This is a genomic window from Pseudoalteromonas sp. S3776, assembly GCF_005886915.1.
Lineage (GTDB): Bacteria > Pseudomonadota > Gammaproteobacteria > Enterobacterales > Alteromonadaceae > Pseudoalteromonas.
Map to the genome: position 1 here is coordinate 1 of NZ_PNCU01000070.1, position 13,221 is coordinate 13,221.

Here is a 13,221-nt window from a genome sequence, read left to right on the forward strand (position 1 = left end):
TAAATAGCGAATTTTTTGCCTAGCTAGACTACGTTTTCCCAACCTCAAAATAGATCACATAATTAAGCGCATTGGTATAAAATAAAAAAACTAACTTGCTTAAAAACCTTAAAAAGTATATTGGTTGTAGCCAATAGCTTCCTAAATCATTACACGGGAAATGAAGGTATTACGTACTTAGCAAGGCTAAATACAGTAGCAAGTTAGCGTAAATTCTTAGAGCCTTAATAATATCGTCATTAAGGTGTAATAAATAGGACAATTGTCCGAAGAGCATATTGATGTTTCAATACCATTTTTCTAGTTATCTTGTTGAACAACTACTCACTTTTGCAGGGAGTAGTTACCAACAATCAAAAAAAGAAGTGCTGATCCACCAAGATCAACCACTGAGTAAGCTTGTGTTGGTGCGCAGCGGAACTATTTCATTTAGTTATGATGTAGGTAACGGACGCCGCCTATTATTAGGCCAATTAGATTGCAATAATACGCTAATTGGTGAAATAGAAGCGCTTAACAATAATCCCTGTATTTATACAGTGACCTGTTTTAGTGATGTAACTTATAACTTAATAGAGCTTCGTCACTGGCGAGCTTTACTACTCGAAAAGCCAGAGCTTAGCTTGTATACAGCGCAAACTATTGCAGCAAAGTTCCAAGAAAACCAAAAAGTTAATTTAGATAAGCTACTACTACCTTTAAGCTACAACATTGCTAAAGACTGCTTATTACGAGCTGAGAACAATAATCCTACGCTACTGCGCGCATACCCAACCGTTAACGCTGAAGCAGAGCGCTTTGCAACCACTGAGCGAGCTTATCGCCGCGTAGTTACCGAGCTTGTTGAAAAAGGCTTAGTGCAGCGCAGCTCCCATGGGTTAAAAGCGGTCGATACGCAAAGCTTGAGTGATTATGTAGACAGTTTTGCACAACTGTAAAACACGCAACCTTTTAAAAATCATACACAAAAAAAGGCCCTAAGGGCCTTTTTTGTAGTATTAATTAGTTAAGCGTTAACTCTGGCCGAAAATACTTACATCAGCGTAGTTTAATTCGCCACTTAACCCTATCGCGATTACTTATCTAATAAAATATCTTGGATGTTCACTAAATCAGATTTACCTTCAATAATTTCATCTGGCGTTAAACCCGATAACTCATGCGGGAACACTAACCACTCTTCTGATTCATGAATAAAGTAATCTGGCACCATGTCTACTTTTGAGTTTTTTGGCTTATAGTATGGGCATGCCACGCGAATATCACGAGGTAGATTTAAACGCATAAGCTCAGAAAGCTTTTCTTTTAATGCAAAAATACTGCGCCCAGAATCAAACACATCATCAACAATAAGCAGTGAGTCACCTGCATTTGCGTTTTCTACAATGTAATGTAAACCGTGTACTTTAATCTCTTTAGATTGCTTGCCAATACCGTAATAAGACGACGTACGCACCGCAATGTGGTCAGTCTCAATGCCTTTATAATCGTAGTATTCTTGCACAGCAATACCAATAGGTGCACCACCTCGCCAAATACCAATAATAAAGTCTGGACGAAAGCCATCTTTATAAACTTGTGCCGCTACGCGGAATGAATCTTCAAGTAGCTGTTGAGCTGTGATGTAGCACTTATCTGACATAGTTTAGAACCCCAGTGGTGAGTATAACATTTGAGTGTAGGCGCTTTAGCCAATAATTAAACACCCAAACAGGTATTGGCGAAGGATTTTACCGTAAATAAAAATAAATTGCTTGCCTGCAAATAGCAAAATAGGCACCAATGGGTGCCTATTTTATGTATTAAACGCTTAGTTACGTACTATTAAGCTTTTTCTAACAATGTACGAGCTACTGTACGCATTCCTTGCGTTGTTGCACCGGCTGCCCATTGACTAGTGCTACCCATATTAAATGCAGCAGCTAAATCTATGTGTACCCAGCCTTTACCATCGTTTGGTACAAAACGAGATAAAAAGCCTGCAGCATTTGAAGCGCCGCCGTAACCACCGCCTTTTTGAGCGCGGCTGTTAGCTGTGTCAGCGTATGGTGATGGGCAGTTTTGCTGGTGCCATTTTTCAAGTGGTAGTGGCCATGCGGCTTCCATTTCTTGCGAGGCAAAGTCTTCTACATCGCGAACCAGCTCTTTATCAAGGGCAAATAAAGCATTGTACTCCTGACCTACAGCCACTAATGCAGCACCGGTTAGTGTTGCCGCATCAATAATAAGCTCTGCGCCAGTTTCGCCTGCAGCCATGAGGCCATCGGCAAGTACTAAGCGCCCTTCTGCATCGGTGTTTACAATTTCTACCGTAGTACCATTTTTATAGGTTAAAATATCACCTAGTTTGTAAGCATGGCCCGAAATTAAGTTCTCGGCACAGCATAAAAACAACTTAATACGTTTTTCTATGCCGCGGTTAATGGCAAGCGCTAAACCCGCTGTTACGGTTGCCGCGCCGCCCATGTCGCACTTCATGCCCAGCATACCTTCGCTCGATTTAATTGAGTAACCGCCAGAGTCAAACGTGATACCTTTACCTACAAGCGCTGCACTTACCGGCGCGTTTTCATCGCCCGTTGGGTTGTAATCAAGCTCAAGTAAAACGGGTGGACGCTCAGAGCCACGGCCCACTGCATGAATACCAATCCATTGCTTCTCTAATAACGCATCACCTTTAATAATTTGGTAACTTACGTGCTCAGGCGCTAACGATTGTATAAATTCTGCGGCTTTTTCGGCAAGGCTCTCAGGGTAAATGTCATCGGCAGTGCCGTTAACCATTTCTCTTGCCCACGTAGCAGAGGCTTTTAAATGCGCAAGCTCGTTTAGATCTGATTGTGCGTTATCAACAAACTTAACCCCGTCTAGTGATTTAGGTGTTACAAAGCCTTGATAAAAAGCCCATTGGCTTTCAGTGCACCAAGTATCGCCCGCAAGCTCAACCTGTTTAACACCTTGATTTGCGATTGTTCGCGCTGCTTTTTGAACATTTTTTAATGTTTCTTGTTCAGATAAATGAACCGTGGCACCTTGCTCATTAAAAGATAATGTCGCGTTTTCGCCCCAATGGCTTGGCGCTGCTTGTTCGCTCAGTTGAACAACAAATTTTTCACTCATGTTAGAATACCCTTACACTTAAATGTGCCAACGAGTTTACTATAGTGAGTACAAGTTCCCAACAGCTTGAGATAAATAACATAAACCAGCGTGCTAGCCGCGTTTAGCATTGGAATTTAAATGAAATACACCCCCGTTTTACAGCCCGCCACGTTATTAAAACGCTATAAACGCTTTTTAGCCGACCTAGCACTTAACGATGGAACTGAATTTACCGCCCACTGCGCCAACACCGGTAAAATGACAGGTTGCGCAGAGCCTGGCTTTAATGCGTTTTATTCAACCAGCGATAACAGTAAACGAAAATACCCGCATTCATTAGAGCTTACTCAAAACACCCTCTCACAGTTAATATGTGTTAATACCGCCGTGGCAAATAAAGTGGTTGAAGAGGCTATCAACAACCAAGTTATTACAGAGCTTAACAGCTATGAGCAGCTACAAAGTGAAGTAAAATACGGCAGCGAAAATAGCCGTATCGACTTTTTACTTACCAGTGACAATAAACCCGCTTGCTATGTAGAGGTAAAGTCAGTCACTTTGCTAAGCGAAACCGCTCCCCACAGTGGACAAGGCTACTTCCCCGATGCACAAACCGTGCGTGGGCAAAAGCACATTCGCGAATTAATAGAAATGATCGAACAAGGCCACCGAGCAGTATTATTGTTCGCTGTTTTACACCAAGGTATCAATACCGTGAGTGCCGCAAGCCATATAGATAAAAAATACAGCGATTTACTAAACCAGGCGATTAAAAAAGGCGTGGAGGTATACGCTTACAAGGCATCTATTTCGCCAAGTGAAGTAACGCTCAGTGAGAAAGTAGCCTTTAAATAAAAAATTAACTTGCTTTTAAACTTTATGCCCATATAACTAGGCAAGTTTAAATACCGAAATAACGATTAATAAAGCATCAAAATTAAAATATGAGCCTTTTTAGTCAACACACTGGTTGAAGCTAATTCGATTAATTAAAAAATAAATTTGCCTAGGGTATAAGATTCTGCTATTTATACCGCCGGCTAATGCTGAGGCATTAAATTAAGGATTTAGGAGAGAGTTATGCCAGACCAACAAAGACATGGTTTATTGGCTCAAGCCGGTTTAGAACCATACCAAGAAAAGCCGGGCGAAGAGTATATGAATGAAGCACAACGTGCTCATTTTAAAGCGATTTTAGAAGCGTGGCGTAACGACTTACGTAATGAAGTTGACCGCACAAAATCGCATATGCAAGACGAAGCTGCCAACTTTCCTGATCCAGTTGACCGCGCTGCGCAAGAAGAAGAGTTCTCTTTAGAGCTTCGTACTCGCGACCGCGAACGTAAACTGATCAAAAAAATTGAAAAAACAATTATCTTAATTAAAGAAGATGATTTTGGCTTTTGTGAGTCATGCGGAATCGAGATTGGTATTCGTCGTTTAGAGGCGCGCCCAACTGCAGATTTATGCGTAGACTGTAAAACCCTTGCAGAAATAAAAGAAAAACAAGCTGGACGCGGTTAATTAAAATTAGTTAACTATGCCTCCTACAGCCGTTACCACGCCAAAGCGTGACTATCGCGGTCGATTTGCACCGTCTCCTTCTGGGCCACTTCATTTTGGCTCACTTGTGGCGGCTGTGGGCAGCTACCTTGATGCTAAAGTAAATCAGGGTAAATGGTTAGTCCGCATTGAAGATATAGATACCACTCGTGTGGTGAAAAATGCCGACGCAGATATTCTAAATACCTTACAAGCCTACGGCCTATATTGGGACGAAACCGTTGTTTATCAAACACAGCGACTATCCCTTTATCAAGAGATAACAAACTCACTGATACAACAACACTGTGTATATGGTTGTCGCTGCTCTCGCAAACAAATAAAAGCTATAGGTGGCATTTACCAAGGTCACTGCAAAGCGCTTAACTTATCAACAGTTCAAGGCGCTCTTCGCCTTAGCCAACAGCACCCAACATGCCATTTTAACGATTTAATTCAAGGGAGCATTACTGTTAATAGTGCCTTAGCCCATGAAGATTACATAATAAAGCGCAGTGACGGATTATTTGCTTATCAGCTAGTGGTGGTTATTGACGACATTGAGCAAGGTATTAACCGTGTAGTGCGTGGCGCCGATTTAATCGAGCCCACAGCACGACAAATCAGTTTATTTAAACAGCTTAATGCACCCATTCCCCAATACGCGCATTTACCCCTTGCGGTAGCCGAGCCTGGCTTTAAACTCTCTAAACAAAATTACGCGCCCGCTATTAGCACAGACAACCCAAAGCCTGCGCTGATTGATGCATTTGAATTTTTAAATTTACCTGTGCATAGCCAATTGCACGATTTGTCTGTAGAGCAATTAATTGCATGGGCTATTAACGAATTTAGCTTAACTGCAGTGCCCAACATACCCGAAATTCAAATTTCGCAAGGTCAGCACCCAAACAGCACTAAATTTACACATTTAAGCAAATAAAAATCTTAAAAACGGCTTAATTTCAGTCCATCAACTTAATTTTTATACCGCGCTGGTATATGATAGCCGCCTAAATAGAGGCTATTTACAATACATTAAAAGCACCGCACTATAATACCTAATTTAGGTGCTTTTTTATTGCGATGACCAGCCAATCATCATTTCTGTAGGAGACAGATTATTATTTCCAAGCTTTTTCAATTTTGCAGGCAAATAATCGGCCCAAATGCCGATGTGCAAAGCACTCAAACAAGTGATGAGCCGGTTGTTATAACACGCGGTGAACATGGTATTTCACGTAAACAATTTAGCCCAAATGCAATCAAAGTACTTTACCGTTTAAAAGACGGTGGTTACGACGCTTACCTTGTAGGTGGTTGTATTCGCGATATATTGTTAGGTCAACAACCTAAAGACTTTGACGTAGTTACCAATGCCACCCCAGAGCAGGTTAAAAAACTATTTAGAAACTGTCGCCTTATTGGCCGCCGCTTTCGCTTAGCACATATTGTTTTTGGTCGCGAGATTATAGAAGTAGCTACCATGCGCGGGCACCACGAAGCGCAAGAAGACAAAAACCAAATTAGCCAATCAAGCGAGCACGGGCAGTTATTGCGTGATAACGTATTTGGTAGCATTGAGGAAGACGCCGAGCGCCGTGATTTTTCTATTAACGCACTGTATTACTCGATTAACGATTTTTGTATATACGATTACGCCAATGGCTTAGCGGCCATTCAAGCAAAACAAATTGAGTTAATCGGCGACCCCGAAACACGCTACCGCGAAGACCCTGTTCGTATGCTGCGTGCGGTACGCTTTGCAACCAAGCTTGATATGAGCATAGCGCCAAAAAGCGAAAAGCCAATTACCGCGCTTGCCAGCCTACTTGATAATATTCCGCCAGCGCGTTTATTCGAAGAGGTTTTAAAGCTGTTTTTAAACGGTAAAGCCGAAGCTAACTATTTAATGCTACGCCAATATGGCTTGTTTAAGTCGTTATTTCCGGTGCTTGATAAAATTTTAGATAAAAACCCCGACGGTTTAGAAGCCGCGTTTATTCAACAAATGTTTCAAAACACTGATAAACGTATTAATGCTGATAAAAAAGTTACCCCTGCGTTTATATTTGCAGCTTTACTGTGGTTTCCGCTGCTTGAGCGCACAACTAAAATTAAACAACAAGAACAGCTGTCTTACTTTGACGCCTTTGCGCAAGCCATGAATAAAGTACTGAGCGAAAATGCCCAACACATAGCAGTACCAAAACGCTTTACATTAGGCGCTCGCGACATTTGGCATATACAGCAGCGTTTAGATAAACGTGCCGGCCAACGTGCTTACAGACTTACCCAGCAACCACGCTTTAAAGCCGCTTACGACTTTTTATTATTACGCGTTGATGCCGGTGAGCAACAACATAGTGAGCTTGCTCAGTGGTGGACCCAGTACTTAAGCCAAGATATAAACGGCCAAAAAGACATGGTCAAAAATCTAGGTCATCAAGGTGGGCCAAAACCACGTAAGCGCTCACGCCGCCGCACCACTAAAAAGCCGTCTGAGTAATTGTATGCAGTGTGTATATTTGGGTTTAGGTGCCAACCTAAACTCACCCAAAGAGCAGCTTGATAACGCCGTTTGTGCGCTTAAAAAGCTGCCTCATTGTGAATTTGTAAGTGTATCGCATTACTACGCGAGCAAACCCATGGGGCCACAAGACCAACCCGATTATGTAAATGCCGTAGCGTGTATTAAAACCGCGCTTGAACCAGAGCAATTACTTGATTTAACACAAGCCATAGAGCTTGAGCATGGGCGAGTAAGAAAAGCCGAACGTTGGGGACCACGTACGCTTGATATAGATACCTTATTGTTTGGGCAGCAAATTATTAATACCCCACGCTTAACGGTGCCTCATTATGGCCTGTGCGAACGTGAGTTTGTAGTTTACCCTTTACTAGAACTTGCCCCAGAACTTATTTTACCTAGCGGCATTGCATTAAAAACTATTGCGCAAGATTTACCGCTCAACGACTTACAACAATTACCTCTGTAATTAACCAAGGCTTATGCCTGCGAGGATATTATGTCTAAAATAACCGTTTCTACTTTAAATAAAATGAAAGCAGAAAATAACAAAATCACCGCATTAACCGCATACGATGCTAGTTTTGCTAAGTTATTTCATGATAACGGTGTGGACGTTATTTTAGTTGGCGACTCTTTGGGCATGGTGCTGCAAGGTGGCGACGATACCCTAGGCGTGACCAATCAAGATATAGCCTATCATACCCGTTGTGTACGCGGTGGCAGCCGTGAGCTTTTTGTTATAGCCGATATGCCCTTTATGAGCTATTCAAACGTTAGCGACACTTGTAAAAATGCAGCAGAGTTAATGCGTGCAGGCGCTAATATGGTAAAACTTGAAGGCGGTGAATGGCTTTACGAGAGTATTAAAAGTTTAACGCAGCAAGGTATTCCTGTTTGTGGTCATTTAGGATTAACGCCCCAATCAGTGCACGTATTTGGTGGCTTTAAAATTCAAGGCCGTGAAGACGACAAAGCGCAAAAAATGATTGATGATGCAAAAGCCCTAGAAGCGGCAGGCGCCCAATTATTAGTGCTTGAGTGTATCCCAAGTGCGCTTGCTAAACGTATTACCGATGCCGTCACTATCCCTACTATCGGTATTGGCGCAGGTAATGTAACGGATGGCCAAATACTGGTAATGCACGACTTAGTCGGTATTTCGGCAGGATACATTCCTAAATTTTCTAAAAACTTTTTACTCGAAACCGGCAACATGCCAGATGCAGTTAAAAAATATTGTACAGACGTTAAAAGTGGCGCATTTCCAAGCGCCGAACATGAGTTTAAATAATGCAGTCAATTACTGAAATTAAATCATTACGTAGTCAAATTAAAGCGTGGCGCCAAGCAGGCTTAAGCGTGGCTTTAGTGCCAACCATGGGCAATTTACATCAGGGTCATTTTTCGTTAGTTGAAAAGGCAAAAACAATGGCCGATAAGGTGGTTGTGAGCATTTTTGTTAACCCAATGCAATTTGGTGCCAACGAAGACTTAGATAGCTACCCGCGTACGCTAAACGAAGACAAACAAGGCTTAGCCGACTTAAGCACAGATATAGTGTTTACCCCAAGCGTAGACACCATTTACCCAAATGGGCTTGGTGAGCAGAGCTTTGTAGATGTACCGGGTGTATCTATGGGATATTGCGGCGGCACGCGCCCAGGACACTTTAGAGGCGTTGCCACGGTAGTGACTAAGTTATTTAATTTAGTACAACCTGATTATGCCTGCTTTGGCGAAAAAGATTTTCAGCAGCTGCAAGTAATTAAAACCATGGTACGCGATTTATCTATTCCAGTTGAAATTGTCGGTGTACCGACCATGCGCGAAGTGTCTGGCTTAGCTATGAGCTCACGAAATGGCTATTTATCTGCTGAGCAAAAAGCCACGGCTACCGCATTATTTAAAACACTAAACAGCTGCGCTGAGCAGCTCAAAGCAGGCAATACCGATTACAAAGCACTTGAGCAAAGCGCACAGTTTAGTTTAGAGCAAGCCGGCTTAAAGCCTGATTATTTTGAGATAGCTCAACGAGATACATTAAAAGCTGCTACACTTGATGATACACAACTAGTTATTTTAGCTGCCGCCTTTTTAGGCAATGTTAGATTAATCGACAACTTACAAGTTGAGATTTAACAAAAGCGCAGTTCAACGTTAAGGATAAGCATGCAAACATTTATTAAAACGAGTGCCCTCGCCCTGTCATTTTCATTGTTAGCAGCTTGCCAAAATCAAGTGAAAAACCCTGAGTTAAACCAATGCGCACAACAAAACTATCAGTGCGAAAATAGTTGCGATCAGCAATCAATTGACAAAGGTTTAAAACAGCAAGTGTGCTCTGCTAAATGTGTAGAAAGCTACAATCAGTGTAAAGAACAAGCTCAAAAGCTGACTGATTTATAATCGCTTTTTAATAAATTAGTCTTTTTACGCTTTAAAATTTACACACAAAAAAACCGCTCATTGAGCGGTTTTTTTGTAGTTGGGTTTAAATTATAAACCTAACTTTTTAAGCTCTGCTTCTACTAACTTTGCAGAAAGCGGTACGTAACCATCTTTTTCAACGATTTTTTGACCGTCTTTAGAAAGTACCATTTTTAAGAACTCAGCTTCAATTGGTGAAAGCGGCTTATTAGGGTGTTTGTTCACGTAAACGTATAAGAAACGAGAAAGTGGGTATTTACCTTTAGCAACATTATCAAGCGTTGCATCTACGTAGTTAGTGCCTTTTTTAGATAAAGGAACCGTACGTACACCAGATGTTTTGTAACCAATGCCTGAGTAACCAATCGCGTTTAATGAAGATGAGATTGACTGTACAACAGAGGCAGAACCAGGTTGCTCATTTACGTTGTTACGGAAGTCACCTTTACACAGTGCTTTCTTTTTAAAGTAACCGTAAGTACCTGATACAGAGTTACGTCCGTATAATTGAATGTCTTTTGCAGCCCAATCGCCCGTTAGGCCAACATCGCTCCAGCGGTTAACTTGCTCAGATGCACCACATTTACGTGTAGATGAAAAAATAGCATCTACTTGGTCAATGCGTAAGCCTTCGATTGGGTTATCTTTGTGTACAAAGACTGCTAAGGCATCAATTGCTACGCGTACTTCTGTAGGCTTGTAACCGTAACGTTTTTCGAACGCTTCGATTTCTTTTGATTTCATTTTACGGCTCATTGGGCCCATGTTAGAGGTGCCTTCAGTAAGCGCTGGTGGCGCAGTAGACGAACCTGCCGCTTGAATTTGAATATTTACATTTGGGTAAATACGTTTGTACTCTTCTGCCCAAAAAGTCATCATGTTGGCTAAAGTATCAGAACCTACAGATGAAAAGTTACCTGAAACGCCGTTAATTTTTTGATATTCAGGCATTGCCTCGTCAAGAGCAACAGCCTGCGCAGATACTAATGTTGTAACAGCCACACCCATTGCGGCAACTAAGTTTTTAAATTTCATGCGGGGTTCTCCGATTTGTTCGTCCCATTTCCTAACTATCATCTACTGTAAAGCGGGTAGATGACAGTTACATTACCCTTAAATGACACTTTTATGACTTTACTTTTTATTGTTTTTAGCTTGCCAAGTTAACAAGCTTATCCTTTGAAAAAGCGAAAGAAAAACACGAACCTTTCCCAAGCTCACTGGTTATATTTAATTGACTATCATGACGTGTTAACACATGTTTGGTAATTGCTAAGCCTAAACCTGAACCGCCAGTTGTGCGGCTCCTTGCTTTATCTACGCGGTAAAAGCGCTCGGTTAGACGATTTATATGCTCTGGTGCAATGCCATCACCATTATCATTCACACTAAAGTGCGCATACCCTTCTTTACGTTGCCAGGTGACAATAATTTTTCCGCCCGCTTTAGTGTAATGTATAGCGTTAAACACTAAATTAGAAAACGCACTGCGTAGTTCATCTTCTGCGCCTTTAATATCAAGCTGATTATCTATATTAAAAATAAGCTCATGGCCTTTATCTTGATTTATGGATTGCGCTTCGGTTTGAATGTAATTGAGCATTTGCGGTACATTAATGGCTTTATCGTTATCTTGTCTACGCGACCCTTCAATACGCGAAAGAGATAAAAGCTGATTGACTAAGCTATCCATACGCTTACATTGTTCAAGCATGGTATTTTGGGCTTTATTCCACATTGCAGGCGGTGGCATCATATCGCCATCCATCATCTCAAGATAGCCAGTAACGACCGTTAGTGGCGTACGCAGCTCATGCGATACGTTAGCAACAAAGTCTTTACGCATTTGCTCTAGCTGTTTTAGGCGTGTTACATCACGTACGACCACCATAAGCTGTGTGTTGGCATACGGCATTACCCTAAATTCAAGGACTTGATCAACAATATGTCCGTTATCAAGCTCAAGTGGCTCTTCAAATTCACCGCGCAACATATACTTGGCAAATTTAGGTTCGCGTATTAGGTTATCAAGTCGCTGGCCATGATCGGTTGGCCATTGCAGCCCCAATACCTTAAGTGCAAGTTGGTTACACCACACAATGCTTAAATCACTTTGCAGCACCACTACGGCATCGGGTACAGCTTCAGCGCCATCGCGAAAGCGACGAATTAAATCAGCCAGTTCATTGCGCTTTTTACGATTACGATGCTGTAAATGATAAATACCTTCAAATACTTGTTCCCACGCACCTTCCCCCTCTGGCGGGTTAAAGCTACGTTGATTTAAAAGCCAATCACTTAAACGATAAAGTTGATGATAATGCCAAACTAAAAGAGAAGATGTGCCTAAAAATAAAAGCAAAAATGGTGCACCTACAAGCACACCAATAAGTAATAGGGGTAAAAAATAGATAAACAGACGTTTTATTAACGCCTGTTTATTAATAACTCGATACATACACTCACTTTACCTTTGAGTAGTAATTTATGCGCACTCTCGCTCTAGCTGCGCTACCTTATAATTTACTAGAAAAACGATAACCTGCACCACGTACTGTTTGTACTAAGCGATCGTGCCCCAACGGTGCAATAGCCTTGCGTAAGCGGCGTATATGCACATCAACTGTGCGATCTTCTACGTACACATTTGTTCCCCACACATGATCTAGCAGCTGCTCGCGACTATAAACACGCTCTGGGTGAGTCATAAAAAAGTGTAATAATCTAAATTCGGTCGGCCCCATATCAAGCTCGCTTCCCTCTGAGGTAACGCGATGCGATATTGGGTCTAAACGCAAGCCATGTACTTCAATGGCTTCTTCTAATGAGGTAGGTGATACACGGCGAATAACCGCTTTAATACGTGCCATCAGCTCTTTAGGAGAAAAAGGTTTGGTGACATAGTCATCTGCACCCACTTCTAGTCCGCGTACTTTGTCTTCTTCTTCGCCGCGGGCTGTAAGCATAATAATTGGTATTTGGCGTGTATATTCACTTTGCTTAAATTGCTTTGCTATTTGAATACCGCTACCACCGGGTAACATCCAATCGAGTAAAACCATATCTGGGTAGGGTTCAACCATAGCTGCAATCGCAGAATCGTAATCTTCTGCTTCAATTGCTTGAAATCCATTTTGCTCTAAAACAAAAACTAACATCTCTCTGATAGGAGCTTCATCATCTACGACTAGTACTTTACGTGACATTCCAAATTATCTCTTACGCTACCGAATTAGTTTTCATTATTATGACTAAGTATGACATTTTTATGAAAGTGTAACGTGTAAATTAAAAACCTGGCAAAAAAAACACAAAATACTGACAGAAAAGTCGCATTAACATCATATTTTTAAAACTATTTTGCAAATTACGGTTAATTAAAACATATTTACAAAAAGTGACCGTTTTATTACTGGGTAGATAATAATGGCGGGATCATTACTTTACTAACATAGCAGCAAAATCACATACGGAACTGAGTTTACACAAGGGCCTGTTGACCTTTCAGGATTATAATTTGTTCAATCTTGGGGCTATTTAATCGTGGCGCGAGGTTTGTAACCTAGTGGGCTAAGTAAAAACCGAGTAACAAAGAGTAAATTGTCCCTAGGCAGAAC

14 protein-coding genes are annotated in these 13,221 nt (G+C 41.5%); 9 read left to right on the forward strand and 5 right to left on the reverse strand.

The genetic code is table 11. From position 1 onward, the window contains the following. Positions 1–281 precede the first annotated feature (281 nt). Positions 282–938, forward strand: coding sequence for a Crp/Fnr family transcriptional regulator (locus CWC16_RS18440; RefSeq protein ID WP_055015113.1), 657 nt, complete (start codon positions 282–284; stop codon positions 936–938). 137 nt (positions 939–1,075) lie between these two features. Here the strand turns inward: CWC16_RS18440 and CWC16_RS18445 are convergent, their stop codons facing one another. Further along, positions 1,076–1,642, reverse strand: coding sequence for a phosphoribosyltransferase (locus CWC16_RS18445; RefSeq protein ID WP_055015112.1), 567 nt, complete (start codon positions 1,640–1,642; stop codon positions 1,076–1,078). A gap of 182 nt (positions 1,643–1,824) precedes the next feature. After that, on the reverse strand, positions 1,825–3,120 hold the full coding sequence (pepB, locus tag CWC16_RS18450) for an aminopeptidase PepB (RefSeq protein ID WP_138542590.1): 1,296 nt from the start codon (positions 3,118–3,120) through the stop codon (positions 1,825–1,827). Between the two features lie 120 nt (positions 3,121–3,240). On the opposite strand from pepB, the gene sfsA reads away from it, so the two are divergent. The 8 genes from sfsA (at position 3,241) to CWC16_RS18490 (ending at position 9,583) form a co-directional block, all read left to right on the forward strand. Beyond that, complete coding sequence (sfsA, locus tag CWC16_RS18455) at positions 3,241–3,957, forward strand: DNA/RNA nuclease SfsA (protein WP_138542591.1); 717 nt, start codon at positions 3,241–3,243, stop codon at positions 3,955–3,957. A 225-nt stretch (positions 3,958–4,182) separates the two neighbouring features. Continuing rightward, positions 4,183–4,626, forward strand: a complete 444-nt coding sequence (dksA, locus tag CWC16_RS18460) for an RNA polymerase-binding protein DksA (protein ID WP_004586092.1) — start codon at positions 4,183–4,185, stop codon at positions 4,624–4,626. Between the two features lie 16 nt (positions 4,627–4,642). After that, complete coding sequence (gene gluQRS / locus CWC16_RS18465; RefSeq protein ID WP_138542592.1) at positions 4,643–5,587, forward strand: tRNA glutamyl-Q(34) synthetase GluQRS; 945 nt, start codon at positions 4,643–4,645, stop codon at positions 5,585–5,587. A 234-nt stretch (positions 5,588–5,821) separates the two neighbouring features. Next, on the forward strand, positions 5,822–7,153 hold the full coding sequence (gene pcnB / locus CWC16_RS18470; RefSeq protein ID WP_138542593.1) for a polynucleotide adenylyltransferase PcnB: 1,332 nt from the start codon (positions 5,822–5,824) through the stop codon (positions 7,151–7,153). Positions 7,154–7,157: 4 nt separating this feature from the next. Next, positions 7,158–7,643: a 2-amino-4-hydroxy-6-hydroxymethyldihydropteridine diphosphokinase gene (folK, locus tag CWC16_RS18475; protein WP_138542594.1), complete on the forward strand. Its 486-nt coding sequence runs from the start codon at positions 7,158–7,160 to the stop codon at positions 7,641–7,643. Positions 7,644–7,673: 30 nt separating this feature from the next. After that, positions 7,674–8,468, forward strand: coding sequence for a 3-methyl-2-oxobutanoate hydroxymethyltransferase (gene panB, locus CWC16_RS18480; protein ID WP_138542595.1), 795 nt, complete (start codon positions 7,674–7,676; stop codon positions 8,466–8,468). Beyond that, positions 8,468–9,316, forward strand: a complete 849-nt coding sequence (gene panC / locus CWC16_RS18485) for a pantoate--beta-alanine ligase (RefSeq protein ID WP_138542596.1) — start codon at positions 8,468–8,470, stop codon at positions 9,314–9,316. Before panB ends, panC begins: the two co-directional genes overlap by 1 nt. A gap of 30 nt (positions 9,317–9,346) precedes the next feature. Then, positions 9,347–9,583 (forward strand): hypothetical protein, encoded by a 237-nt coding sequence (locus CWC16_RS18490; protein ID WP_055015104.1) that lies wholly within the window; start codon positions 9,347–9,349, stop codon positions 9,581–9,583. Between the two features lie 90 nt (positions 9,584–9,673). On the opposite strand, the gene CWC16_RS18495 is transcribed toward CWC16_RS18490, so the two are convergent. From CWC16_RS18495 to phoB, 3 genes are all read right to left on the reverse strand, one after another. Then, complete coding sequence (locus CWC16_RS18495; RefSeq protein WP_055015103.1) at positions 9,674–10,639, reverse strand: PstS family phosphate ABC transporter substrate-binding protein; 966 nt, start codon at positions 10,637–10,639, stop codon at positions 9,674–9,676. Between the two features lie 115 nt (positions 10,640–10,754). Next, positions 10,755–12,062, reverse strand: coding sequence for a phosphate regulon sensor histidine kinase PhoR (gene phoR, locus CWC16_RS18500; protein WP_138542597.1), 1,308 nt, complete (start codon positions 12,060–12,062; stop codon positions 10,755–10,757). 58 nt (positions 12,063–12,120) lie between these two features. Continuing rightward, a complete protein-coding gene (gene phoB / locus CWC16_RS18505; RefSeq protein WP_004586083.1) occupies positions 12,121–12,810 on the reverse strand; it encodes a phosphate regulon transcriptional regulator PhoB in 690 nt (229 codons plus the stop codon). Positions 12,811–13,221: the final 411 nt, after the last annotated feature.

Coding starts and splice junctions, on each gene's coding strand:
- panB (WP_138542595.1), top strand. CDS start 7,674: ATGTCTAAAATAACCGTTTCTACTTTAAATAAAATGAAAGCAGAAAAT.
- gluQRS (WP_138542592.1), top strand. CDS start 4,643: ATGCCTCCTACAGCCGTTACCACGCCAAAGCGTGACTATCGCGGTCGA.
- sfsA (WP_138542591.1), top strand. CDS start 3,241: ATGAAATACACCCCCGTTTTACAGCCCGCCACGTTATTAAAACGCTAT.
- CWC16_RS18445 (WP_055015112.1), bottom strand. CDS start 1,642: ATGTCAGATAAGTGCTACATCACAGCTCAACAGCTACTTGAAGATTCA.
- CWC16_RS18490 (WP_055015104.1), top strand. CDS start 9,347: ATGCAAACATTTATTAAAACGAGTGCCCTCGCCCTGTCATTTTCATTG.
- CWC16_RS18440 (WP_055015113.1), top strand. CDS start 282: ATGTTTCAATACCATTTTTCTAGTTATCTTGTTGAACAACTACTCACT.
- pepB (WP_138542590.1), bottom strand. CDS start 3,120: ATGAGTGAAAAATTTGTTGTTCAACTGAGCGAACAAGCAGCGCCAAGC.
- phoR (WP_138542597.1), bottom strand. CDS start 12,062: ATGTATCGAGTTATTAATAAACAGGCGTTAATAAAACGTCTGTTTATC.
- folK (WP_138542594.1), top strand. CDS start 7,158: ATGCAGTGTGTATATTTGGGTTTAGGTGCCAACCTAAACTCACCCAAA.
- CWC16_RS18495 (WP_055015103.1), bottom strand. CDS start 10,639: ATGAAATTTAAAAACTTAGTTGCCGCAATGGGTGTGGCTGTTACAACA.
- dksA (WP_004586092.1), top strand. CDS start 4,183: ATGCCAGACCAACAAAGACATGGTTTATTGGCTCAAGCCGGTTTAGAA.
- phoB (WP_004586083.1), bottom strand. CDS start 12,810: ATGTCACGTAAAGTACTAGTCGTAGATGATGAAGCTCCTATCAGAGAG.
- panC (WP_138542596.1), top strand. CDS start 8,468: ATGCAGTCAATTACTGAAATTAAATCATTACGTAGTCAAATTAAAGCG.